The following is a 24,432-nucleotide window of genomic DNA, read 5'->3' as shown; positions in this document are numbered from 1 at the left end:
CGCATGGATTTATCTCATTCTCAATTTGAGTCACGTGAATTATTAAGGATCTCTTTATTTTTGACAAAAATTATTTACTAAATTTTAAAATATAAAGTATAATATTTACTGAATGTTTTAAACTAAGGGTTAATGATTGTAAATTCTATTTGGTTAAATTATTTTTTTGAGAGTTGAGATAGGGGGATGAGAATACTTGAGAAGTATTTTTAGATTTTTTGTTCTTGTCTTTTTATTCATGTTTAGTTGTGGTGTGTTTATAGGTGCTTTAGAATTTGGTGACAGCTCCGTTAAATACTTAGAACAGATTTCAAGATTATCCAGAGGAGCATTTACTCAAAATGAGGTTTATACTGCTGATTATTTGGGTAGAATACTTAGAGACTTGGGTTATAATACTGTATTTGAGGAAATTATTTTTCCAGATGATACGGTATTGAATTTTGAGGTAGGCGACTATATTTCTCATAATATCATCGCTACTAAAGAAGGAAAGAGCGATATGGAAATTGTGATTGGGGCTCCGTATGATTCGGTAGGTGACCAAGGATCTACGGGTTTTGAAGCAGCAACAGGAGTTGGACTTTTAATTGAGCTTGCAGATAAGTTTAAGGACATTACTCTTCCTTATACCTTAAAGTTTGTATTGTTTGGTGCAGGTAAATATGGTAGTATTGGCTCAACTCATTATGTGTCTACAAGGTCCCAAGGAGAGTTAAATAAGATAATGTATTATTTAAATTTATCTTCTCTTGGAAGTGGAAAAGAACTTTGTATTTATTCCAACTATGGGAATAAGGGATTTTTACGTGAAGATTTTTTAAGGAAGGCCAAAGAATTAAATATAGATTTATCCACAAGTCCAGCTATTGAAGATTATTATGTTCCTCAAGGAGTTGGATATGATATAGGAGATCATGTTCCTTTTAAGTATAGCAATGTTCCCTACGGATTCATAGAGGCTACATCTTGGGATAGTGTCAATCAAGATTATCTTATACCAGATGATCCAACTGGTGAAAAACTCGGAATCATAGATGGTAGTAGCAAAGACAACTATAGTTACGTTATGGATTCATTTGGAGAAAACGTAAGAAATAATCTAGCTAAAGCTAGTGAACTTATTTACAATAGCATTATGAAAAATGAAAAAAGTATAAGGATAATTACTCTGTTGACTAATGAAAATTTAGGAGATGCAACCTCCATAAATTATACCTTATATGAAGATGGGAAGAAAATTAAGACCGTGAGCTTAGATGATGAATTGTCGCCAATCGAATTTAACAATTTAAGTGATGGAGTTTATAAGATTAAGGTCGAGGCCCCAAGTGAAATTAGCTTCGTAAAAGATATAAGTGAATTTGAATTTGACTTTGATTCAGATGGTGAGTTTGTAATTGTAAACGATGAAATGGGAGTTTATACTTATAGGAAAGAGTTTACAGATAATTACATTTCAGTAAGGCAAAATGTACAGAAGAGTCAATTCTCTATAGGGGTTAAAGATTTTTTATTTGATTATTCCGGTATGAGTCAAGGAGATCAGCAAGATAGTTCAAATGGCAATGATGGAATCATTAAAGTTTTATTTACGATGTTGGCAGTGCTTGTTATCTTATATATTATTTTAAGGATTGTGTTTTTTAAAATGAATAAGAGACTTGAGTGAAAATTTAGTTATACTAAGTTTTCACTTTTTTTATTTAAAATTTTTGTAAGGGTACGATAAATAAATAGAGTAGTGTAATTGTCATCGGATGTATTTTTATAAATTGATAGTTTCAAATTTTTTAGGAGGAAAATACATGAGGAGGAAGACGAAAGTAAATGTGGGAGGTAAATGGAATAAGGTGTTAAAACATACAGGAATTGTAACTATTGTATCTACTATAACAAGTTTATTTATAGCTAGCTTTCCTGTAAGGGCAGTAGTTAGTACAAGATTTCGAAATTCTACTTCAACGGGTTCATTGCAATCATATGGATCAAATTCAAATAGCCAAAGGATTAGAGTTAATGATAATAATTTGAATTCATCGAGAGTGTTTTCTATAAATTCTGGATCTAGTGCAAGCTTAAGTCCTACAACCATACAAAATGTAACGCTTACGACATTAGTTATTGGTAACATTTTTACTCTTGGTATAGCATCTGCAGCAATTGTCGGCGTATTTCAAAAGGAAGAAGAGCTTAGTTATAAACGTGAATCTGATAAAAAGGAAAATAAAGAAACTCCAATTAAATATAGGATAAGTGTTAAAAAGTAATGATGGATTTTATAAGTTAGGGTTTTACGGATAAGTATATATGAAATCGTATACTTAAATGAATGATAATATGTGATAAAATATGTATCTTTCTGTATTTGAGATGTGATTGAAATAAAAATTCGCTTTGTAATGATGGGTTTTGAAAAAATTTCGTTTATGAGTAGGTTATATTTAGTATTTAACATAAATTGATTGAGGAGATTTTAGAAAGAAGTAATTAGAATGTTTAAGTGAAAACTCGGCAGTGTCGGGTTTTTATTTTTTTATTAAAAATTTCTACAAAAATACGATAAATAAGTAAAACTGTATAATCATAGGCGAGTTTATTTTTTAATTGATTAATACTGTTAAAGTTTTCAAGGAGGAAAATACATGGGGAGGGATACGGGAAATAATGATTCAGGAAAAAAATCTAGAGAAAAAATATTAAAATCCATAGGTGTTGCAACCACAATAGCTACTATAACAGGTGTGGCTATGGGGACTACTCCTGCAAAACAAGCTGAAGCAAAAATTAGTTTTTCTTCTCTAAGCAAATTATTTAAGTCAACTACTAAAAAACCAACATCTAGTGCCACCTCTAGTTCTAATAAAACCAATTCATCAACATCAAGCAGTTCAAGTAAGCCGTTAGGTGGATCTACGAGTTCATCCTCAACCACAACAAGTAAGCCTTCAACTGGATCTTCAACTTCAACAAAACCGTTGGGAGGATCAACTAGTAGTGCTAAACCAAATGGCACAAGTTCATCAAGTAGCACTACTACATCTTCCAGTTCCAATAAAGTTACAACAACTACGACTTCGAGTTCGGGAAATGTTGTAAAAAACCCTTCTACTTCATCTTCTAATACTTCTTCAGGAAATGTCATAAAGGGTGGATCATCCTCTTCTACATCAAGTAGTTCGACTTCAAGTTCATCAACGAGTGCACCGGCGAAACCGTCTAGCTCGACTTCAAGTTCATCAATGAGTGCATCGACGAAACCATCTAGCTCGACTTCAAGTTCATCAACGAGTGCACCAACGAAACCATCTAGCTCGACTTCAAGTTCATCAACGAGTGCACCGACGAAACCATCTAGCTCGACTTCAAGTTCATCAACGAGTGCACCGACGAAACCATCTAGCTCGACTTCAAGTTCATCAACGAGTGCACCAACGAAACCATCTAGCTCGACTTCAAATTCATCAACGAGTGCATCGTCAAAGCCTTCGACCTCAAGTGGTACGAACAATTCATCAACGAATTCAACTACATCAACAAAGCCGTCTAATAGCTCAACGTCAAGTAGTTCGGACAAATCTCAGAGTACCACAAATAATAATTCTTCCACCTCAAATTCTTCAAATAAAAATCAAAATACTACAAGTAGCTCAAGTGCTTCAGATAAAAATACAAGTTCTACTTCATCAAGTTCTTCAAAGAATAATTCTAACTCCGGTAGTTCTGATTCCTCTTCTAGTAAACCTCAATTAGATCAAAGTCAAAAGCCAAAGACCTCGACAACAGATAAGATACAAGTTGGTTCGGCAGTTGCTGGGAATCTTCTGAGCGTGGGATTTACTGTTTCTGGAGTTGTAGGTGCTGTGCAAACAGCTGAGAGCATGAAGCTTCAACAAAAACTTCAGGAGGAGGCAATATTAGCTCAGGAAAAGCAAATGGAAAAACAGCATGAGCATGAGAGGGAAATGATGAAAGCACAACAGGCACTTTATGAGATGCAGCAACAACAAAATAAAGAAAATGGAAGTGGTACTGACTCAGGTGACGGAGGTCAATCTGGTTCTTGTGATGATGGCTTAATGGGAACTTATGATGAAAATGGGAATTTTCATTTATCAGATGGCTCAGGATACATTGACAAGGAGGGAAATTTTCATTTAGCAGATGGTTCAGGTTATTACGATAAGGACATGAATTTCTATTACTCAGATGGAACGGGGTATTTAGATAAAGATGGAAATTTTCATTTGTCAGATGGCTCAGGGTACTATGATAAAGATGGAAATTACTATCCGACGAATAAAGATGGGCATTACGATAAGGATGGAAATTATATAGAGAAGGATGGAGAGTCTGATTATGAAGATGATGACAATCAAGATAAGATTGTTTTAGAAAAGAACACAGATGTATCAAGAAAGAGCACTTATTCAGCTTATTATGAAGATATTTCTGATTCTGATAATGAGGAAAAACTGTATGAAGCTTCAACTTCGAAGGCTAGGAGTTTGAGTAATCAAGATTATTTTGAAAGTTATATTACAGATGGGGTTTTCACTCATAGGGAACTTCAATCCATAAAAGAGAACATAGCTTCAGGAAGGATGAATTTTTTCACTATAGAGTATATGTACGAGGAAGATATGTTTACTTTGGATCAGGCAAATGCAGCACTTGATATGCTCAAGTATTTCCAAACTAGTGGAAGCTTTTAGTTGGTCATAATTTTTAGCGATGAAGATTTATTCAAGGAGGAGTAAAGATCTATGAAATCTAAGGATGAAAACAAATTAAACACGAACAATGACGAAAATAAGACTAGAGATAGTAACCATGATAGAAAAAATTTTTTAAACAAAGTGGCAATGGCTACAGCACTAGTTGGAGTTACAGGAATTGCGTCTCAGAATATTCCTCAAATTAGAAAAGTTCAAGCTAAACCTGTGACAACAGGAATTAAAACTAATACAACTACTACTTTAACAAAAGTAAATTCTTTTACATCAAGTTCAGGATTTACTAGACCTATTTATACTACTACAAATAAAACTACTTCGTCTATAGGTAGTAGTGTTACTTCTACAACCACTAAAAAGAATCCAGTAACAAGTACAACAACATCTACTACGACCACTCCAACAACTGGTGGTGTTAAAGGTCTTATTAATTATTACAATGGTTTAAGTAGTGGTTCGACTACAAAGCCAACTACGAGTACGACTGTGACGAAACCGAATACAACAACAACTACAAAGCCAACTACAAGTACGACTACACCAGTGACCGCACCAACTAAGCCTACAACAAGTGCTACTGGAGCTTTGACCAATACAACTCAAAGTACTGGCACAAAACCTAGTACAACTCCAATTACATCAAATAAAACAGGTTTGACTTCTACTGGAACAGCATCAACAGGAACTTCGTTGAAACCAACGACAACTACTGCACCAACTAAACCAACAACAAGTTTGGGAACAGGTACATCGACAGGAAGCTCATCCAAGCCTACGACAAGCACAAGTTCACAATCAGGTGCTTCAGGTAGTCCTCTTAAACCAACAACAAGTTCGGGAACAGGTACATCGACAGGGAGCTCGTCCAAGCCTACGATAAGCACAAGTTCACAATCAGGTGCTTCAGGTAGTCCTCTTAAACCAACAACAAGTTCGGGAACAGGTACATCAACAGGAAGCTCATCGAAACCTACTACAAGCACAGGTTCACAAGCAGGTGCTTCAGGTAGTTCTCTTAAACCAACAACAAGTTCAGGTACAAGCACATCAACAGGAAGCTCATCGAAACCTACTACAAGCACAGGTTCACAAGCAGGTGCTTCAGGTAGTTCTCTTAAACCAACAACAAGTTCGGGAACAAGTACATCGACAGGAAGCTCATCTAAGCCTACGACAAGCATAGGTTCACAAACAGGTGGTTCAACATCCACAGGTTCCGGGGGATCTAAGAAAAGCAATTCCTCAGCGTCTTTAGCAAAAAATGATGGTAAGACAAATACGACTAGGTTAAGTGCAAAAAGTACAAGTTCAACATCATCAGACGGTTCAAACGCTCAACAAGGAGGATCTACAGGAAGTGGAAGTTCGGGTAAGATGGGAAAAATGGAAAAGATTATGGCAATAGTTGGTCTTGGTAGTACCGCAGCGTTTTTAGCGACTTCAGTAGTTGGAATAATTCAAAGTCAAAATTCTATGGATATGCAAAGAGAACTTCAAAAAGAAGCTGTAGAGGCTCAGAAGGAGTTGGCTAAAGCTCAGCAAACTCAAGAATATGAAAAGCTAGCTGCACAACTTGGAGGAGTTTATTTACCTGAAGAGGGAGTTATACTTTTACCAGATGGAAGTAAATTAAATGTTTCAACGGGAATTGTAACTTACCCTGATGGAAGTTGGGTTGACCAAAACGGTAACCACCATACTGGAGATGGAAGTGGAACAATTGATAAGGATGGAAATATAAAAATTGAAGGTGTTGGAACTATCGATAAGGATGGAAATCTAATATTAGAAGATGGAAGTGGTTATTATGACCCAGATGGTAACTTCCACACATCAGGTAAAATTAATACGACTAAAGGGATTGCTGGAGGACCAGGTTATGCAGGTATGTATGTGGATACTAGCTTTGGTGGTAGCAAAGCCATAAATCAAAGTGATAACTATGGATCTATAGCTTACGATATATCATCTTATGAGAAATCACAAATGAAGGCATCTTCTCATTCAAGTGTTGAAAGGGGAGTGTTTACAGCTAAGGAATATGACTCAATTATAAATTTAATTTTGGCATCTAAGATTAATGAGAAAGTTGCCAAACAAATGAATGAGGATGGTCAACTAAATTCAGAACAGCTCAATGTGGTTTTGGAGATTTTAAATATATTTAATACTAGTGGGAAGATATAGGAAAAATGTTATCAGGGAGGATAATTAAATGGGAAATGAAATTGCAAATTCAAACAATAAGACCGTGAGAGAGAAGGTCTTAAAGAAGGCTGCTGTACTGGCAACTGTAGCCAGTATAACAGGAGCATGTGCCATAGGAGGTCAGCAACCAAAGGAGTCTAAGGCACTTATTGGAGCGATAATAGGAATTATAACTGGTATTGTTAGTGTAACTACCGGTGTTGCTACTGCTGTTCAAGATGGGGTGTCTCAAGCTGAACAAGCTAGACAAGCAAAACTTCAAGCTGAAGAAGAGGCAAGGCTTAGAAGAGAAGCTGAGGAGCAAGAGAGAATAAGAGTAGCTTTGGAGAGCTCAGGAAATAACGTAAGGATTGACCAGCAGTTACAGCAAGATACTGAGACTTCCAGCACAGTTAAAGAGATAGATATATCAATTGCGAATAATGATGAACTTATGTCTAATAACTCAAGTAGGGTCTCTATGTATACGACAGGTATAAATAGAGTGTCTATTCCTAAGGGTATAAGCGTAGGAGGGTTTGGTGCTTCAAGTTCATCTGAAAAGAATACTTCAGATAAAGATAATGTTAACTCAGCTGAAAACAATCAAACTACTATTGAAGATGGACAAAATGTAGATAGTGCGGATAAAAATGATAATAGTATTGTTGATGATGTTGTGAATGACAATATTCAAGAAGACGTTTCAGAGATTTCTGATAGTGATGTTAATGACATGGGAACTATCAGTGGAGGTGTTACCTCTGGATCAAACACTATTGGTTCAAATATAGTTAGGTTTAATATCAAAGACTTAGATATCGATGATGGATTTAGTGGAAATAGCATAAGTGATATTGTTAAAGAAGAAGTATTTGCTGGTGGACTAGGGCTTATTGATGGATACGATTCCTCAAGTGAAGAAGAGGAGTATGTTGAGATTGATGAGTCAATGCTTATGTCAGAGGAAGATGCACAAGAGCATATGCTTGTAAAGGAGGGATTGTTAAGCGTTGAGGATCTTATAATTTTGGATTTTGGAATAAGAAGTGGAGCTATAAATGAGGAAATCTTAAGTGCTATGTATGAGAACGGAGATATAAACGATGAGTATTATAAAGGTGCAATAAGTCTTATGAACCAAATATATGATGAGATTGCACAAGACTCAGAGGATAAATTATCATAAAATGTAGCCTTAATAATGGAAATTTATAAATTAAAAAGATTAGGTAAGCACCTAATCTTTTTTTTATTCTTCGGATTCAAGTAAATCCCTAATCTTAAGTTTAACAACTTCGCCTTCGTATAATACGAATTCATCACTTTCTTCATCATATGAGAAGTAACTATTTGTATCTGCATCGTACAAGAGTTTATTACCATCTTTATCGAAGAATACATCTGTATCTAAATATTCTGCAAGAGTCATTTCAGTAACTTCACCTAAATATTCTACCAAATCTTCAGAGTCTGGATTATCAGGATCTAATTGATAAAACTTTTGGGTTGATTCATCATAAATGATTTCCTGTCCCTGATCTCCAAAGTATAGCATTGAATTTGGATCTATCTGATCTTGAGATTCTGAAGTGTTCTCTTCAGGTTTCTCCTCGGTATCTTCATTGTTATCAACAATTACTTCTTCTGTATCTTCATCTTTATCTACATTTTCATCATCTACAATTATTTCCTCATCATCTAAGTCTTCTTGATCCTGATCATCATCTGTAAGTTTATCATTGGAAGAAGTTGAGCTATTGTTAGTAGAATTATTTTTTGAGGAGTTTACTAATTCAGCTAGCTTATCTAGCTCATCAATTAAATCAGGTAATTGAATTTTAAACTCATTGATTGAACTTAGAAGAGATACGAGATTTTCTTCGACATTTTTCAATAACATTTTAAGGACTATTTGTTTTTCGAAGTTATTTTGGAGTACAGAATCATATTCAAGAGATAATATTCTAAAAGTATCATTAAACACAGTCACTGTTGGCATTAATGAAAATATAGTAGAGGGAAGTTCTTCACTTATCTCTTCATTTATTTGTGTTAGCAATCTAGATATCTCACTAATCAAAATATCGCATTTATTTTGATCGGCATAAACAGAAGGAACACTTTCAGAATCCTTTAAATATTGAGTTATGGTTTTGGTTTCATTTGAATTTACATCTAAATATAAATTAAGATCATTGTTTGTTGAGGAAAGTTGACGTAAGGGATCTAATTTTGGGAATGTAGTGTTAAATTCTTCTTTAAACTCTGATGAGTGAGATAAAGGAGTAGACAAATCTGTTAATTCTTTCACGGTTATATTTTTATCTGAATTTAACATATCGAAAATACTAGTAGTTCCAGAACCTTCTTCAACTTCTATATTTTCCTTACCTGTAGAGTCATTTTTTGATGTACTAGTAGTTGTATTTTCATTCTCTGGATTTTGATCTTCTTTGGAAGATTGTGAATTTTTATCTGAGTTTTGTTTTTCAGTTGAGGAACTATTAGAGTTTTTTGTAGATGATAATTTAGGTGAGGAAGATGTTTCTTCACCTGAGGATGCATTCACAACCACTTGTCTAGAAACTCTTGCTTTAACTATTTCATTAGAATCTACAATAGGAGCTGTTATAAAGGAAGCCATTAAAATACCTGAAAGTAATTTTAAATTTTTTTTCATTTGTCACCTCCATAAATATATATAAATTTAAAAAAAATCAAAAGTTATAATTAAATTATCGACATAATAGAGGTAGTTTTAATAGTTATCAGAGAAATCATGAAAAAATTTTAGTGTATTTTTATGGTTTTCAAAAAAAATAATTAAGCTATTTATTTTACTTAAAGTTTCGTTACTTAATGTGTGTTCTATTTTTTCTGTTTCTTTATTAATATCCACATCCACTCTTAATATTTCTAAAAATTTTTTTATGGTATTGTGACGATCAATTAGAAATTTTCCAACCTCTAGCCCCTTATTAGACAATGTAATGTATTTATATTTTTCAAAATAAATTATATTTTTTAGTGATAGTTTTCTTATCATCTTTGTTACGGAAGGAGGTTTAACGTTTAAGCTGTTTGCTAAATTATTTACTTTAATTGGCAGTGATTGCAAGTACATTCTATACATCATTTCAACATAATCTTCTTCACATGGGGTTAAGAGACTACCAATGTCTTTTGTTAAATTACTAAAAGTGAAAAATTTTTCTTCAATCATCTAGTATACCTCTTTTTACATTTGATTTTAATAAATAGTTATTCATACTTTTAAATTAAAAGCTTTTAGAACTATTTTTATAAGCATTACATATAATTTTAAAGTTAGCTTTGGTTAAAATTTTTAAAAAGGGAATGTTAAGTATGAGAATTAGTATATGTGACTTTGAAGTAGGTGATTTTATAGAGATATTGTCGATTGAGCTTTTTGGTTATCAAAAAGAGAGAATATTATCAATGGGTTTTACAAGAGGAGCAATTATTAAAGTTATAAGATTTGGTCCTAAGAAGAATTTAACTGTATTTGATGTAAGGGGAGCTATGATTGCTCTTAGGAGAGAAGAATCGAAATTTATTTATGGGAAGAGGGTTTAGATAGTTTTTTATGGGTCTTACAAATATTGTTTCTAAGAAAGAATTTATGAAAGATATTTTTAACGTATATGGTGTGGATAAAAAAGTAGTTTGCTTAGTTGGAAATCCTAATACAGGTAAAAGTAGTATTTTTAATAGCTTAACAGGACTTCATCAGCATACGGGGAATTGGTCTGGAAAGACTGTGGTAAATGCGTACGGTGAATATAAACATAATAATACAGGATACGGAATAATTGATTTGCCAGGTATATATTCTATTTTTTCATATTCCCAAGAAGAAGAGGTCTCAAGGGAATTTATATGTTTTGGTAGATACGATGTAATAGTTGTAGTATGTGATATGACTTGTATTGAAAGGAATCTAAATATATTTTTTCAAGTAATTGAAATGAATAAAAATGTAATATTATGCCTAAATCTTTATGATGAGGCTAGGGATAAAAACATATTTGTAGATACTAGAAAAATGGAGAAAATTTTAGGTGTACCTATTGTTATAACATCTGTTAAAGAAAATTTTGGAATTGATGAATTAAAAACTAAAATTTCTGAAGTAATAGATGGAATGTATGAGTTTAATGTGGAAGATACGAATTATGGAGAGGAAATAGAAAAGAAAGTTTTACTTATAGAGGAACATATTGATTTTCTTAATAACTTCGAAAATAAGAGATGGATTGCACTTAGAATACTAGATAGTAACAATAAGTTTTTTGATTTTACGATAAAATATATCACTCGTATTGAATATGAAAAGCTAGCTAATTTGCAAACAAGATTTAGTGGTAATCATGATAAAATTAGGGAACATGTGATTAGGAGAATATATGAAAATTGTAAAAATATTAAAAATGATTGCGTAAATCAAAAAGGAGACAAGCATCTAAGAGATAAGAAAGTAGATGATATAATAACTTCTAAAAAGTATGGAATACCTATAATGCTTATTATGCTTGCAGTAATTCTATTTATAACCATTAGTTTATCTAACATACCATCTACAGTATTATTTAATATTTTTAGTTTTTTAGAAATAAAGCTATCAGAAATATTAAATTATTTAAAATTTCCAATATTTTTACATGATATGATTGTATATGGACTTTTCAGAATTACAGGATGGGTTGTTTCGGTTATGCTTCCTCCTATGGCTATATTTTTCCCAATGTTCACATTTTTAGAAGATTTAGGTTATCTACCTAGAGTTGCTTTTAATATGGATCATCTATTTAAAAAATCTGGATGTCACGGTAAACAGTGTTTAACTATGTGCATGGGGCTTGGATGCAATTGTGCTGGAATTATTGGAACCAGAATAATAGAATCCAAACGTGAGAGGTTAATAGCTATAGTTACTAATAATTTCGTTCCATGCAATGGAAGATTTCCTACCATAATAGTTTTATCATCTATATTTTTTTCAATTACAACTAGAGGAATTTTTAATGGTTTAATTACTGCTTTAGTAGTCACGATAGTGATAGTGATAGGTATTTCTACCACATTGTTGGTTTCTAGCATTTTATCAAAAACGTTATTAAAGGGTGAACCATCTTCCTTTACGTTAGAATTACCTCCGTATAGGAAACCAAAACTAAGGACGATTTTATATACGTCTTTAATCGATAGAACGGTATTTGTTTTAGGAAGAGCAATGATGTTTGCAGCTCCTTTTGGTGTTGTAATATGGATATTGGCAAATACTTTTATAAATGATATTAGTATAATTGGATATTTAATTAAGATCTTGGATCCTATTGCAAAGGTTATAGGGATTGATGGATCAATTTTATCTGCATTTATTTTAGGTATTCCAGCTAATGAGATAGTTATGCCAATATTTCTAATGAATTATTTATCTGCAGGAACTCTTGTAGATTTTGATACTATTAATTCGTTAGGAGTAGTTTTAAGAGATAATGGATGGACAATAATTACTGCAATAAATACGATTCTTTTTTCACTTTTACACTTTCCTTGTTCAACAGCTTTGTGGACCATAAAAAAGGAAACAGGAAGTTTTAAATGGATGGGTATATCTTTTTTACTTCCTACATGTATAGCTTTCGTTGTGTGTTTTTTTACAAACTTGATTTTGAAAAATCTGATTTAAAGTATGGAAATGATATCCATACTTTTATTTTTGTAAAAATTTCTAAAAATATTTTACGAGTTATTTTAAATTGTTTGGTAATAATAAATCCGAAAGGAGTATACGGATGGAGAAGTTAAGTGAATTGGTTAAAAAGATTAAAGAATTTATCCAAAAGCTTTCGCCTAAATCAAGGAAGATAATAATTATCTCAATCATAGCTTTGGTTTCTGTACTTTCTTTTTTCTTTGTATACTCTAGCGTTACGAGATATGGATTGTTGTATTCGGATTTGGATCCATCTGACAGTAAGTACATACATGAACAATTAGTTAGTATGGGATTAGATGTTAAAGTTAGGGGTAAATCTATTTATGTTCCTAGAAATAGAGTAGACGAACTTAGATTGACCTTTTCTCCAGAGTTAAAAGGTGGAAGTAAAGGCTTTGAACTTTTAGATACCAGTAGCGGATTTGGCTTTACAGATGAGGAATTTTTAATTCAGAAGCAGAGAATTGTTCAAGGTGAACTTGAAAGGACTATAAAGAGTTTCTCTCAAGTTAAAGATTCGAGGGTGCATATAACACCTTCTAAAAGTAGTGTTTTTATGACTGAAAGTGATCCTGCTAGGGCATCGGTATATTTAAAACTAAATCCTGGTGAATCTCTATCTAAAGAACAGGTTAAATCCATAATTCATCTAGTATCTTCTGCTTGGAACAATCTTCCATTTGAAAATGTAGAGGTTGTAGATTCGAGAATGAATTTATTATCTCTGGGAATATATGATGGAAGTACTGAGATTAATTTTGTTGGATCGTTAGATGCACATATGAATCTGGAAAAAAGATTTGAGCACGAGCTTGAGAATAGACTTTTGTCTATAATAGAACCAGTTCTTGGGTTTGATAAATTTAGAGTTAGGGTAAACGCTGAATTAGATTTTGATTCAAAGCAGAAGACGGAAATTCTTATAGATGAAAATAAAGTTCCTATTAGTGAACATACGATAAAGGAAGAAAATGGAGCTTTTGTTGATGGGGGAGGAGGTCCCATCGATAATAATATGTCAAATGTTGAAGTTGATTTAACGGGGGACGCTTCCAGAAGAGAGGAGAGTACAGTAAATTACGAAGTGTCGAAGCAAGAATCAACGATTGTATATGCACCAGGTGAGATAAGACGTATTACTGCATCTCTTGTTTATGATGGTGATGTGGATGATGGTATGAGAAATAATTTGCAAAGTATAATAAGTGGAGTAATAGGTTTTAATGCAGAGAGAGGAGATTCTATTTCTATAGTTGGCATGGAATTTAATGGATTGAAACAAGAAATAGCTGAGGCTAATAGGATAAATATAATTCCTATTGTTTTGGGAGGAGCTATAGTTTTAGTTGGATTAAGTTTGGTTATTATATTTAGGAGAGGAAGGAAATCAAAGGATACGCTATATGAGGAATCAGATATTTCAGATATTAAAGGTATTATTCAGCAATCTGTAGAAGAGAACATTAGAAAAAATACTATAGAGGATACCAATCCTGAAAATAAGATGCTTGAAGATGAAATTAAAAGATATGCTGTAAGTAAGCCTAGTCAGGTTGTTGATATTATAAAATCTTGGATGATGGGTGATACAAGATAATAAAATTTGTGGAGGGATTTGTGTTATGATAAATGCTATTAAGGGATTTAAAAATGTAGGAATTGGGAATTTACATAAAGTCAGAACATCTTCATCTAGCGAAAATATATTCTCTAAAATGATTGAAAATTCGATATCTAGAGTGAGCGATTATCAAAAGATTGCTAACGATAGTCTAACTTCGTTTATAAAAGGGAATGAAAATGAAATCCATAATGTTATGATAGCTATGGAAGAAGCAAAGCTTACAATGCAAGCTGCTATAGAAATAAGAAATAAGATAGTCGAAGCATATCAGGAACTTTCGAGAACTCAGATATGATAACATTTTAAAGAGGTATTGTTTGATAGGACTTTACCTTTGTTTTTATTGACTTTCACTTTAATCAATAGTATACTTTTAGATGAATTATAGAATAGCTAGGGGTGCTTTTCAGCTGAGAGGTGGATGTTTTTCCACTAACCCTTGTACCTGAACTGGGTAATACCAGCGGAGGAAAGCGTATTTTGGGTTAGTGTGCTTTAGCCATGTTCAGGGTTGATCGTGGCTATTTTTGTTTTTTACATAAAGAGGGAGGATATTCGATGTGATTTATTTCTTGCTTTTAGGTATAATGCTGTTCTTTTTTACGGTGTATATCTTTGAAATGAGGAAGGTGAAATTTAGTATTCGGTTAATTTTTTCAATAGCATTATTTGGAGCGATAGCTTATGTTTTGAACACTATAAAATTTATAAGAATGCCTCAAGGGGGATCTATAACCTTATTTTCTATGTTACCTGTAATGCTTATTTCATTTATTCACGGTAGGGGTATTGGTATTACTAGTGGAATATTATTAGGATTTTTAAAAATGTTAGACGGTATTGTTTTTTTAAATCCATTCCAATTTATTTTAGATTATATGCTTGCGAATATGAGTCTTGGATTTGCAAGCATGTTTGGTGGTAATAGTAAGGTCAGAATTATTTTGGGATGTGGATTAAGTGGATTTATAAGTGTATTTTGCAATATTTTATCTGGTGTATTGTTCTTTAGTGAGTTTGCCACTAATGGTGCAAATATTTGGATGTACTCTATTATTTATAATTTTTCAAGTGTTGGACTTGAAGTAATATTGACTACTATAGTTATGACGTTATTACCTATGGAAAGGATTATAAGAAATTCTAATATAAAAAATATTTAAAGTGTAGATAAAGATTATCTACACTTTTTTAGAAGAATTTGAGTTCTCACTACCTAAAACATTATCTATTTTAGATAAAACAATTTCTTTAACTGCGTCTTTTGCTGCACCTAAATATTTTCTAGGGTCAAACTCAGATGGATTATTTGCAAAAACCTTTCTTATGCTAGCAGTCATTGCAAGTCTTAAATCTGTATCCATATTTATTTTACAAACAGCCATAGAGGAAGCTTTTCTTAGCATTTCTACAGGTATACCTACAGCATTTTTAATTTTACCTCCATACTCGTTGCAAGTTCTTACGCTTTCTGGATCTACTGCAGAGGCACCGTGCAAAACTATTGGGAAATTTGGAAGTTTATCTTGTATTTCTTCAAGAATTTCAAATTTTAATTCTGGCTTAAAATTTGGAGGAAATTTAAACGCTCCGTGGGAGGTACCTATAGCTATAGCTAAAGAATCACAATTGGTTTGATTTACAAATTCGACTGCCTCGTCAGGCTTTGTATATATATGATCGGCAGCTACTACGTCATCTTCAATTCCTGCAAGGACTCCAAGTTCAGCTTCTACAGTTACCCCGTGGGTATGTGCATATTCGACAACTTGTTTCGTTAATTTTATGTTTTCATTAAAGCTGTGATGGGATCCATCGATCATAACTGAAGTGAATCCTGCATCAATACATTTTTTACAAGTTTCAAAGTCTGGTCCATGGTCTAAGTGAAGAGCTATATCCAAACCACTCTCCTTAGAAGCAGATTCAACAAGAGAAATTAAATAATTTATACCAGCATATTTGATAGCTCCAGTTGAACATTGGAGTATGACTGCAGAGTTTCTTTCTTTGCAGGCTTCAACAATACCTTTTATTGATTCAAGGTTATTTATATTGAATGCACCTATTGCATATCCACCGGCATAAGCCTTTTTAAACATCTCTTTCGTTGTAATTAATGGCATAAAAACACTCCTTAACTATTTTGAATTACTATAACTTTATATATTTGACTACCTATACCTTTATTATAAATAGTAAAACTTAAAAAGTACAAGAACTATATTATCAGACAAAAGTCTCAACTAGTTTTATTATAACAAAATAATAGAATATTTATTAAAATTTTATAATGGTTTACAATATGTTTTTTAAATTTGGGATTTGAGATATGTATAAGTTAGAGATATAGAATTTTAAATTTTCAATTTTGTTTAAACATGTTGCTCTATCCTCGAGTTCAATATTCAAAAAAATATCTGAAATTGATATGAGTGCCTTGTCGACTTCATCATTTCTAAGTATTATAGAGAAATTTTCGATTTTACTTCGATATTGATTGTAAAAATTATCAAATAAATTCTTAGATATTTCCCAACTTTCACTTTTCACGTATTGAGATATTATATCTAAATCTTTTATCATTTTTGATGTAGATATCTTAAGATTAAAAAATAGTACTAATATGGATATTAGTAAAATGAGGCAAGGTATATATACGATGAGATTTTTAATATTTGTCTTCATGAAATCTACCCTCTTTCTTTACTTAGCTGATATTGGAAAATTCCATTTGTATCTGTATAAGCATAAAGAACATCTTCTATGTGATTAATTTTATTTTCCTTTAGTTGTTTATTGAGCCAGTCTAGATTTTTATTTATGTACTTAAGTCCGGCTTTATCTATTTCGCCGTCTATTATTATCGAAGTGGGCAAAAAAATTTTGCCAACATTTGGTTTTGGTATTACAGTGACCTGTCCATTACTTTCGAGAATTGCAAATGCAATTTGTGATAAATCATAGTTACCACAAACTCTTATTTGTTCCAAGACATCGTTTATAGTGAGTTTTTCTTGACTTAAATTCTCTTTAATAAATTTCCCATTTTGTATTAATATGGTTGACATTCCTCCAAAAAATTTTCTTAGCGAAATATTTTTGAGTTTAAGTTGTGATAAAATAAGCTCAATGAATAAAATCGTAAAAATACAAATCACACCATATATAAGTGGCATTGACGTATCTTCTAAAGGGAGAGTTGCAAGTTCTGCAATCATTATAGATACGGCGAATTCGTAAGGCTCTAACTGGGCTATATACCTTTTACCCATTATTTTCATTGTGAAGAATATTACTATGAATAAAATTAAAGTTCTTATTAAGACGATGATCATTTGAAATATTTACCCTCCTTTGATTAAGTAATATAGATTAGTATTGTCTTAAATAGAATTATTATGTAAATTTAGTTAGGGGAAAAATATGAGAAGTTTATATGATGTTTTAGGACCTGTTATGATAGGTCCATCTAGCTCGCATACGGCAGGTGCTTGTAGGATAGGTAAAATTAGTAAATATATAGTTGATGAAGAAATAAGCGATGTAAAGTTTTATTTACACGGTTCGTTTGGTAAAACTTATAAGGGACATGGTACCGATAGGGCTTTAACTGCAGGAGTTTTAGGTATGGATACTGATGATGATAGAATTGTTAATTCAATGGATTTAGCTAAAAATTTGGGAATAAAAATTTCATTTATTGAAAAAGATCTAGGAAGTAATTATCATCCCAATACTGTAAAATTAGATATAACAACCGTGACTAAAAAGAATTTTTCTATAATAGGGTCTTCTATTGGAGGAGGTAATATAGAGATTTTGAGCATAAACGGTAGGGATGTTTATTTTACAGGAAACTATAAGACTCTTCTCATAAACCACATAGATAAACCAGGAATAGTACATAAAATTTCAGGAATACTCTTTGATAATAATGTTAATATTGCATATTTGAAAGTTTTTAGAGATAGGAAAGGGGATAAAGCTTCTATGGTTTTTGAACTTGATGATTTTGTAAATGAAGAGATGATAAACGATATAAAAAATGTAGATGATATAGAAAATTGTGTTTTTATTGATGCTATAAAATGAGAGGAGATTAAAATTGTTTAATTTGACAGGGGAAGATATTTTAATCAAGTGCAAAGAATTAAATAAAGAATTATGGGAAATCGCTTTAATGTATGAAGTATCTCTCGGACATAAGACAGAAGAGGATATATACAAAAATTTAGATTATGTTATAGATGTTATGGATTCTTCGAGCAAACTTGCGAGAGAGAAAGAGATTATATCTTTAAGTGGAATTACAGGAGGAGACTCTAAGAAAATTGAGGATTATTTAAAATCTGAGAGATTAGTAACAGATTATTTTTTCGTAAGGGCAATGGCTAGAGCAATATCTTGTTCTGAGGTTAATGCCGCTATGGGTAAGATTGTTGCTATGCCTACAGCGGGTGCTTGTGGGATAATACCTGCTACGATCCTAAGTGTAGCAGAGAAATTTAAATTTGGGAAGGAAAAAATAAGAAAGGCTTTATTGACTGCGTCTATTGTGGGAATATTATTCATAGAAAATGCGACTATTTCAGGTGCTGAAGGTGGTTGTCAAGCTGAATGTGGAACTGCTTCAGCTATGGCAGCAGCTTCTGTCGTGTATATGATGGGTGGAACTCCAGAGCAGTCCTTCGATGCAGCGGCAATATGCATAAAGAATGTGTTAGGATTGATATGTGATCCTGTTGGAGGACTTGTGGAAGTTCCTTGTGCGAAGAGAAATGCAAGTGGTGTTGCTAATGCACTTAGTGTTAGTGATTTAGTTTTGGCTGGAGTAAAAAGTAAAATTGCGTTTGATGATTGTGTGAAAGCTTTAGATGAAGTAGGTAAGTCATTACCTAAGGAATTTAGGGAGACTGCCTTAGGAGGTCTTGCAAATACTGAATCTGCAGATATCTTAAGTAAAATGTAATAAAATTTAGACTAATGCCTTTTGTTTAAGAGTATAAATAAATTATAAAAATTTATTATGTTAAGGTAGAATTTAATGTATGTCGTATAAGAGTTCTATAGATGTTTATTATCAAGATTTGATGAATTTATTGAAAATGCTCGATATATATATAATAAATTATAGGAACTTGGTATCAACATTAAATGATATTAACCTAAATGTTTTAATTTCCAAGAAAAGGAAACGCAAGGTTATAAAGCAAGTAGAGGAATTGGGATGTATAATAGACACGTTACTTGATTCTATACACGAGGCACAAAAATGTTATTTAAGATATGTAGATATTAAAAGTAATGTTTTACTTGAGATTGTTACAGTAGATTTTGTAAGACTTGAGATTGAACAAGAGATTTTATCAGGAGTAAATGATGAGTTTAAAGGACAATTCTTAACTTTGTATCCTTCTGGATTTAAAAATTTAAGTAAGACTAAATCTCATGATAATTGCAAAAAATAGACTATATGTTTTTAACAAAGTTATGGTCTATTTTTTGTTTTTTTACATCCTATAGAAAATTTATTTCTAAAGGTTAGGTGATTTAATTGATAAAGCTTAATTCAGTTTACTTTACTAATATTTTAAATAGAAAGATTTATGATGAATTTGGAGATGTTATTGGAAAATTGAAAGATGTATATGTATCAATTGAAAATGGTTATCCTGTATTTATTGGTTATAAGGTAGCAAGGGATAGAGAGGATTTTTATTATGAGTTTAGGGAGATAAACTTTTATGAAAATCAGGGGAAGATTTTGATAAATGTATGTGGAGCTCAAAATATAATTCCTCAAAGGTACAAGTACATATTAAAACAACTTCTAAATAAACAGATAGTAGACATAAATGGTAAAAAAGTAGTTAAAGTTATGGATTTTCATATAGCGAATATTGGAGATGAGGTTAGAATTGTTGCTATAGAAAGTGGGATTACTTCTTTTTTAAGAAATATGAATATAAGGTATGTACCATCACTTTTTAGAAAATTTATAAATTGTGTCTTCAAAAAGACAGTGGATACAATTATAAAATGGGAAGATATGGAATCAATTGAATTTATAGATAACAATTTATCTATATCTGTTCCACATCAAAAAATATCTACAATGCATCCTGCAGATATTGCAGGTATATTAGAAGAACTAAATTACGATGATAGGAAAATCCTTTTTGAAAGTTTTAACGATGATTTAGCTAGTGAGATATTAGAAGAAATAGAAGATAATGATATGAGAATAGATCTAATAAAGAACCTAAGTGATTCCAAGATAATAAGTATCTTAGATTATATTTCTAACTATGAACTTGCAGATATTTTAGAAGAGATGGATGATAAATCAAAGGAAAGGATATTAATAAACCTTGAAGAAAGTGATATAGATACTATAAAAACTATACTTTCTTACGATGATAATATGGTAGGTAGTATTATGAATACTGAATTTATAAGTTTTAACCTTAATGTTAAACTTGGAGAAATGTTTGATATAATACGAGATGTTAATTCAAAAGATGAGTGTTTGTATAATGTTTATGTGGTAGATGAAGAAAATATTTTAAAGGGTATAATCAATTTTAAATCTCTCATGTTTGAGGATAGAGATAAAGATGTTTTTAAAATTATGGACAAAAAATTTATTTTCATTTACGATGATGATGACTTAACTAAGGCTATGGAAATGTTTATAAAGTATGATCTTGTTAGTGTTCCTGTTGTAAGTAAGAGCATGAAAATATGTGGTTCACTATTTATACATGATATACTAACAAGAGATTTGTTAAAAATATGATAGAGGAGTTTCATTAAACGTTTTGATAGATGAATAGTTTTAAAAGTGAATTAATTAAATTTATAGAATCATTAAATATATTTGTATATGGATTTACCAAATGTAGGGTTTTTGAAGAACTAAGAGAGTATATGGTTAATAAGGCAAGACTTAATCATTTAACAGAATTTGAGAATAGTGATGTAGAAAAAAGAATAAATCCATTTCTAAGTTTTGAGAACGGTAAAACCATTATATCAGTAGCTATTCCTTATTTATGTGAAAATGCCAACTATAATAAATATTTTTCAAAATATACCCAAGGAATTGATTATCATTATATTATTGGGAAATATTTAAAAAAAATATGTGAATTTATTGAAGGAGAAGGATATCGCTGTAAATATTTTTGTGATACAAATGATTTACCTGAAAGATACATAGCGTATTTGTGTAAAATTGGCTACATAGGTAGGAATAGTTTACTCTATACCAAAGACTATGGTTCGTATGTTTTTTTAGGAGAAATTATAACTGATTGTGTATTATTTGAAGAATTAGATTCATCTGACGAGTATTATGAGAAAAAATATAGAAATTTGGTAAATTTTAAAAATTGTGGTGAATGTAATATATGTTTAAAATGCTGTCCTAATGATGTTTTGACACCAAAAAAATTTTATAAATGTATTTCTAATTTAACTCAAAAAAAGGAATTAAATGATCATGATATAAATTTTTTAAATGGTATGATATTTGGGTGCGATATTTGTCAAGATAGTTGCCCTAAAAACAAAAATATAAGATACTCTGATAATGCTTTTTTTGGTGTAGAAAAATTTATTGAAAATATAGATGATGACACTATTATTAATATGGATAATAAATTTTTTAAAGATAATTTTAAGAAGTTATCTTGTTCTTGGAGAGGAAAAAATTTGCTTAAGAGAAATGTTATAATAAAAAATAAGAATAATATAGATTTTATAAAAAAATTAAATTTTAATGATATAGAGTACTTAAATCACTATAAAAATAAGTTATTGAGTATTGGTAAATAGGAGAGGATTTTTATGAAAAAAGTAGGACTTATGAGATTTTTGGTGTCGACTACGTTATTTCTTGAGAAAATACTTCCGGAGAGATTACTCAAAGTTATTATAGATACAAGTATTAATTTTTATATAAAATCTTATGCAAATCTCAAAGTTTTAAATAAAAATAAGCTTTCATCCTTTGAAGCTCCTGTGATTTTTATATGTAATCATTTGAGTAATTCTGACGGATTAATATTAAATAAAGTTCTTGAAAATAAAGATGTTACTTTTGTCATGGGGGTTAAACTTACAAAAGACCCAATGACTAATTTGGGATGTAAGGTTGTAAAAACTATACAAATAACTCCATCTTCTCCTGATAAAAGTGCAATATCTAATCTTGTAAAATATGTGAAAAATGGAAATAGTATTTTTATTTTTCCAGAAGGGACTAGAAGTAGAAACGGAGCAATGATTAAAGCAAAAAGAGGTATATATTTGATTGCAAAACTTTGTAATGTTCCTATTGTCCCACTTGCTATATACGGTAGTGAAAAATTTATGCCTATAGACGAAAATGGTGATATGAATAATGAAACTTTTTATAGAGCGGATGTTTTTGTAGATGTGGGAGATAAGATGATATTGCCGTCAAAACTTGAGGATGAATCAAAGATAGATTATGAGGAAAGGTGTATTACTTATTTAATGAAAGGTATTTCAAAAATGTTACCAGAAGAATATAGAGGTGTGTACGGAGACAATGAAGAAAGATATAAAGATAATAGTGAATAAGCTAATGGAAACCTATCCAGATGCTAAATGTGAACTCCAATACGAAAGTCCGTTTCAATTATTAATTGCAACAGTATTGTCGGCACAAACTACCGATAAAAAAGTCAATGAGGTAACATCTGAGTTGTTTAGAGAATATGGAACGTTAGAGAAGTTCATTCATTTGACTCAAGAGGAGTTGCAGGAAAAAATTAAAATCATTGGTCTATATAAGGTGAAAAGTAGAAACATTGTATCTTTGTGTAAGATGCTTATTGATAAATTTGACGGTGAGGTTCCAAAAACAAGAGATGAATTAGTAACTTTGCCTGGAGTTGGAAGAAAAACTGCGAATGTGGTTATATCAAATTGTTTTGGTATACAGGCATTTGCTGTTGATGTTCATGTGTTTAGAGTTTCAAATAGAATTGGACTAGCTAAAGCGCATACTCCTGAGAAAACAGAAATTGATCTTATGAAAAATATAGATAAATCTCTTTGGACTATTTGTCATCATACAATCATATTTCATGGAAGAAGATGTTGTACTGCAAGGAATCCTAAATGTAATGAATGTACAATTAGCATGTATTGTAAATATTATAAAAAATAAAAAAATTACTCTTGGAGGGATTAAATGGGCGAAAAGTTAAAAATTGGAGTGCTTTATGGGGGAATATCTTCTGAAAGAGAGGTATCTATTAACACTGGCAAACAGATAAGCTCTAATTTGAATAGAGATAAATACGATGTATGTGAAATAATATTGAATAATAAAAGAGATATATTTAAGTGTGATGGATTAGATTTTGTGTATATTGCTCTCCACGGTAGTTTCGGTGAAGATGGTAGGGTTCAGAGCATACTTGATTCTATGGATGTTAAATACAATGGATGTGGATTTTTTTCAAGTTCTATTTGTATGAACAAATTTATTGTGAAAAATATATTGGCGAATTTTAATATTGACATGGCAAAAAGTATAGTTCTCACGAAAGACAAATTTGAATTATCGATAGACAAATTTGAATTTCCTTTAATTGTTAAACCAAATTCAGGAGGATCTAGTTTGGGAACTTATCTTTCTCATAACTATGAAGAATTGCTTAAACATATAGAAATGTCGTTTAGTTATGATAATAATATACTAATTGAAGAGTTTATAGATGGAAAAGAAATAAGCTGTGGAATATTAAATGAGGAAGTACTTCCAATTTTTGAAATTATACCGATGAGTGATAATAAAATCTTTAATTATAAAGCAAAGTATGATAATTCTACCATTGAAAGACCTGCAACTTTATCTAAAGAGCTTGAATGTAAGGTAAAAGAGATTGCACTGAAGTGTCACAATGTTCTATCATGTGGAGTTTATTCAAGGATAGATTTTATAATTAAAGATAATATACCGCATTTTTTAGAAATCAATACTTTACCAGGAATGACTGAGGAAAGCATATTTCCTAAAATGGCTAAAAGTATAGGAATTAATTTCCAAACTTTGTTAGATATTATAATAGAAAATTCCATTAAAGAGTTTAAATAAA

Annotated in this window: 23 protein-coding genes and 1 riboswitch; of the genes, 18 read left to right on the top strand and 5 right to left on the bottom strand. The window is 31.3% G+C overall.

The features are described from left to right. Positions 1 to 196: 196 nt before the first annotated feature. From AALI31_RS07125 to AALI31_RS07105, 5 genes are all read left to right on the top strand, one after another. Positions 197 to 1,672 carry a M28 family metallopeptidase gene (locus AALI31_RS07125; RefSeq protein WP_489885841.1) on the top strand — a complete coding sequence of 492 codons (1,476 nt, stop codon included), beginning with the start codon at positions 197 to 199 and terminating at the stop codon, positions 1,670 to 1,672. Positions 1,673 to 1,808: 136 nt separating this feature from the next. Then, a complete protein-coding gene (locus tag AALI31_RS07120; RefSeq protein ID WP_489885840.1) occupies positions 1,809 to 2,270 on the top strand; it encodes a hypothetical protein in 462 nt (153 codons plus the stop codon). Between the two features lie 375 nt (positions 2,271 to 2,645). Next, the gene (locus AALI31_RS07115; RefSeq protein WP_489885839.1) at positions 2,646 to 4,715 is read left to right on the top strand and encodes a hypothetical protein; all 2,070 of its coding nucleotides are present in this window, start codon (positions 2,646 to 2,648) and stop codon (positions 4,713 to 4,715) included. A gap of 51 nt (positions 4,716 to 4,766) precedes the next feature. Beyond that, positions 4,767 to 6,923 carry a hypothetical protein gene (locus AALI31_RS07110; protein ID WP_489885838.1) on the top strand — a complete coding sequence of 719 codons (2,157 nt, stop codon included), beginning with the start codon at positions 4,767 to 4,769 and terminating at the stop codon, positions 6,921 to 6,923. Positions 6,924 to 6,951: 28 nt separating this feature from the next. After that, positions 6,952 to 8,112, top strand: coding sequence for a hypothetical protein (locus AALI31_RS07105; RefSeq protein ID WP_489885837.1), 1,161 nt, complete (start codon positions 6,952 to 6,954; stop codon positions 8,110 to 8,112). Between the two features lie 63 nt (positions 8,113 to 8,175). Here AALI31_RS07105 and AALI31_RS07100 read toward each other — a convergent pair whose 3' ends face one another. After that, positions 8,176 to 9,606 (bottom strand): hypothetical protein, encoded by a 1,431-nt coding sequence (locus tag AALI31_RS07100; protein WP_489885836.1) that lies wholly within the window; start codon positions 9,604 to 9,606, stop codon positions 8,176 to 8,178. A 78-nt stretch (positions 9,607 to 9,684) separates the two neighbouring features. Next, the gene (locus AALI31_RS07095; RefSeq protein WP_489885835.1) at positions 9,685 to 10,149 is read right to left on the bottom strand and encodes a metal-dependent transcriptional regulator; all 465 of its coding nucleotides are present in this window, start codon (positions 10,147 to 10,149) and stop codon (positions 9,685 to 9,687) included. A gap of 143 nt (positions 10,150 to 10,292) precedes the next feature. On the opposite strand from AALI31_RS07095, the gene AALI31_RS07090 reads away from it, so the two are divergent. From AALI31_RS07090 to thiT, 5 genes are all read left to right on the top strand, one after another. Continuing rightward, positions 10,293 to 10,523 carry a FeoA family protein gene (locus AALI31_RS07090; protein WP_489885834.1) on the top strand — a complete coding sequence of 77 codons (231 nt, stop codon included), beginning with the start codon at positions 10,293 to 10,295 and terminating at the stop codon, positions 10,521 to 10,523. A gap of 10 nt (positions 10,524 to 10,533) precedes the next feature. Further along, positions 10,534 to 12,639, top strand: a complete 2,106-nt coding sequence (gene feoB, locus AALI31_RS07085) for a ferrous iron transport protein B (protein WP_489885833.1) — start codon at positions 10,534 to 10,536, stop codon at positions 12,637 to 12,639. 106 nt (positions 12,640 to 12,745) lie between these two features. Further along, positions 12,746 to 14,266: a flagellar basal-body MS-ring/collar protein FliF gene (fliF, locus tag AALI31_RS07080; protein WP_489885832.1), complete on the top strand. Its 1,521-nt coding sequence runs from the start codon at positions 12,746 to 12,748 to the stop codon at positions 14,264 to 14,266. 25 nt (positions 14,267 to 14,291) lie between these two features. After that, the gene (gene fliE / locus AALI31_RS07075; protein WP_489885831.1) at positions 14,292 to 14,588 is read left to right on the top strand and encodes a flagellar hook-basal body complex protein FliE; all 297 of its coding nucleotides are present in this window, start codon (positions 14,292 to 14,294) and stop codon (positions 14,586 to 14,588) included. 90 nt (positions 14,589 to 14,678) lie between these two features. Further along, positions 14,679 to 14,782, top strand: a riboswitch (TPP riboswitch). Between the two features lie 71 nt (positions 14,783 to 14,853). After that, positions 14,854 to 15,456 carry an energy-coupled thiamine transporter ThiT gene (gene thiT / locus AALI31_RS07070; protein ID WP_489885830.1) on the top strand — a complete coding sequence of 201 codons (603 nt, stop codon included), beginning with the start codon at positions 14,854 to 14,856 and terminating at the stop codon, positions 15,454 to 15,456. Between the two features lie 18 nt (positions 15,457 to 15,474). Here the strand turns inward: thiT and fba are convergent, their stop codons facing one another. From fba to AALI31_RS07055, 3 genes are all read right to left on the bottom strand, one after another. Beyond that, on the bottom strand, positions 15,475 to 16,419 hold the full coding sequence (fba, locus tag AALI31_RS07065) for a class II fructose-1,6-bisphosphate aldolase (RefSeq protein ID WP_489885829.1): 945 nt from the start codon (positions 16,417 to 16,419) through the stop codon (positions 15,475 to 15,477). Positions 16,420 to 16,591: 172 nt separating this feature from the next. Beyond that, a complete protein-coding gene (locus AALI31_RS07060) occupies positions 16,592 to 16,981 on the bottom strand; it encodes a DUF4363 family protein (protein WP_489885828.1) in 390 nt (129 codons plus the stop codon). A 5-nt stretch (positions 16,982 to 16,986) separates the two neighbouring features. After that, positions 16,987 to 17,631 (bottom strand): DUF421 domain-containing protein, encoded by a 645-nt coding sequence (locus AALI31_RS07055; RefSeq protein ID WP_489885827.1) that lies wholly within the window; start codon positions 17,629 to 17,631, stop codon positions 16,987 to 16,989. An 88-nt stretch (positions 17,632 to 17,719) separates the two neighbouring features. On the opposite strand from AALI31_RS07055, the gene sdaAB reads away from it, so the two are divergent. The 8 genes from sdaAB (at position 17,720) to AALI31_RS07015 (ending at position 24,431) form a co-directional block, all read left to right on the top strand. Further along, the gene (gene sdaAB, locus AALI31_RS07050) at positions 17,720 to 18,388 is read left to right on the top strand and encodes an L-serine ammonia-lyase, iron-sulfur-dependent subunit beta (protein ID WP_489885826.1); all 669 of its coding nucleotides are present in this window, start codon (positions 17,720 to 17,722) and stop codon (positions 18,386 to 18,388) included. Positions 18,389 to 18,401: 13 nt separating this feature from the next. Next, a complete protein-coding gene (sdaAA, locus tag AALI31_RS07045) occupies positions 18,402 to 19,265 on the top strand; it encodes an L-serine ammonia-lyase, iron-sulfur-dependent, subunit alpha (RefSeq protein WP_489885825.1) in 864 nt (287 codons plus the stop codon). A 79-nt stretch (positions 19,266 to 19,344) separates the two neighbouring features. Beyond that, on the top strand, positions 19,345 to 19,764 hold the full coding sequence (locus AALI31_RS07040; RefSeq protein WP_489885824.1) for a hypothetical protein: 420 nt from the start codon (positions 19,345 to 19,347) through the stop codon (positions 19,762 to 19,764). Between the two features lie 86 nt (positions 19,765 to 19,850). Further along, a complete protein-coding gene (locus tag AALI31_RS07035) occupies positions 19,851 to 21,095 on the top strand; it encodes a magnesium transporter MgtE N-terminal domain-containing protein (protein WP_489885823.1) in 1,245 nt (414 codons plus the stop codon). A 29-nt stretch (positions 21,096 to 21,124) separates the two neighbouring features. Then, positions 21,125 to 22,135 (top strand): epoxyqueuosine reductase, encoded by a 1,011-nt coding sequence (locus tag AALI31_RS07030; RefSeq protein WP_489885822.1) that lies wholly within the window; start codon positions 21,125 to 21,127, stop codon positions 22,133 to 22,135. 12 nt (positions 22,136 to 22,147) lie between these two features. After that, positions 22,148 to 22,906 (top strand): lysophospholipid acyltransferase family protein, encoded by a 759-nt coding sequence (locus AALI31_RS07025; protein WP_489885821.1) that lies wholly within the window; start codon positions 22,148 to 22,150, stop codon positions 22,904 to 22,906. Continuing rightward, entirely contained in the window at positions 22,875 to 23,498 is a 624-nt protein-coding gene (gene nth / locus AALI31_RS07020) for an endonuclease III (protein ID WP_489885820.1), read from the top strand. Before AALI31_RS07025 ends, nth begins: the two co-directional genes overlap by 32 nt. A 24-nt stretch (positions 23,499 to 23,522) precedes the next feature. Next, positions 23,523 to 24,431 carry a D-alanine--D-alanine ligase family protein gene (locus AALI31_RS07015; RefSeq protein ID WP_489885819.1) on the top strand — a complete coding sequence of 303 codons (909 nt, stop codon included), beginning with the start codon at positions 23,523 to 23,525 and terminating at the stop codon, positions 24,429 to 24,431. Position 24,432 lies beyond the last annotated feature (1 nt).

The sequence above is a fragment of the Anisomitus miae (SeqCode) genome (assembly GCF_054906395.1).
Note: the sequence above shows the minus strand (reverse complement) of the source record. Positions and strands in the feature narration are given on the sequence as shown.

What these genes read in the sequence shown, in the direction of transcription:
- AALI31_RS07060 (WP_489885828.1), bottom strand. Translation starts at nt 16,981, where the DNA reads ATGAAGACAAATATTAAAAATCTCATCGTATATATACCTTGCCTCATT.
- fliE (WP_489885831.1), top strand. Translation starts at nt 14,292, where the DNA reads ATGATAAATGCTATTAAGGGATTTAAAAATGTAGGAATTGGGAATTTA.
- AALI31_RS07105 (WP_489885837.1), top strand. Translation starts at nt 6,952, where the DNA reads ATGGGAAATGAAATTGCAAATTCAAACAATAAGACCGTGAGAGAGAAG.
- fba (WP_489885829.1), bottom strand. Translation starts at nt 16,419, where the DNA reads ATGCCATTAATTACAACGAAAGAGATGTTTAAAAAGGCTTATGCCGGT.
- AALI31_RS07055 (WP_489885827.1), bottom strand. Translation starts at nt 17,631, where the DNA reads ATGATCATCGTCTTAATAAGAACTTTAATTTTATTCATAGTAATATTC.
- AALI31_RS07115 (WP_489885839.1), top strand. Translation starts at nt 2,646, where the DNA reads ATGGGGAGGGATACGGGAAATAATGATTCAGGAAAAAAATCTAGAGAA.
- AALI31_RS07015 (WP_489885819.1), top strand. Translation starts at nt 23,523, where the DNA reads ATGGGCGAAAAGTTAAAAATTGGAGTGCTTTATGGGGGAATATCTTCT.
- AALI31_RS07090 (WP_489885834.1), top strand. Translation starts at nt 10,293, where the DNA reads ATGAGAATTAGTATATGTGACTTTGAAGTAGGTGATTTTATAGAGATA.
- AALI31_RS07095 (WP_489885835.1), bottom strand. Translation starts at nt 10,149, where the DNA reads ATGATTGAAGAAAAATTTTTCACTTTTAGTAATTTAACAAAAGACATT.
- fliF (WP_489885832.1), top strand. Translation starts at nt 12,746, where the DNA reads ATGGAGAAGTTAAGTGAATTGGTTAAAAAGATTAAAGAATTTATCCAA.
- AALI31_RS07120 (WP_489885840.1), top strand. Translation starts at nt 1,809, where the DNA reads ATGAGGAGGAAGACGAAAGTAAATGTGGGAGGTAAATGGAATAAGGTG.
- AALI31_RS07030 (WP_489885822.1), top strand. Translation starts at nt 21,125, where the DNA reads ATGAATAGTTTTAAAAGTGAATTAATTAAATTTATAGAATCATTAAAT.
- AALI31_RS07025 (WP_489885821.1), top strand. Translation starts at nt 22,148, where the DNA reads ATGAAAAAAGTAGGACTTATGAGATTTTTGGTGTCGACTACGTTATTT.
- AALI31_RS07110 (WP_489885838.1), top strand. Translation starts at nt 4,767, where the DNA reads ATGAAATCTAAGGATGAAAACAAATTAAACACGAACAATGACGAAAAT.
- AALI31_RS07040 (WP_489885824.1), top strand. Translation starts at nt 19,345, where the DNA reads ATGTCGTATAAGAGTTCTATAGATGTTTATTATCAAGATTTGATGAAT.
- AALI31_RS07100 (WP_489885836.1), bottom strand. Translation starts at nt 9,606, where the DNA reads ATGAAAAAAAATTTAAAATTACTTTCAGGTATTTTAATGGCTTCCTTT.
- nth (WP_489885820.1), top strand. Translation starts at nt 22,875, where the DNA reads ATGAAGAAAGATATAAAGATAATAGTGAATAAGCTAATGGAAACCTAT.
- feoB (WP_489885833.1), top strand. Translation starts at nt 10,534, where the DNA reads ATGGGTCTTACAAATATTGTTTCTAAGAAAGAATTTATGAAAGATATT.
- sdaAB (WP_489885826.1), top strand. Translation starts at nt 17,720, where the DNA reads ATGAGAAGTTTATATGATGTTTTAGGACCTGTTATGATAGGTCCATCT.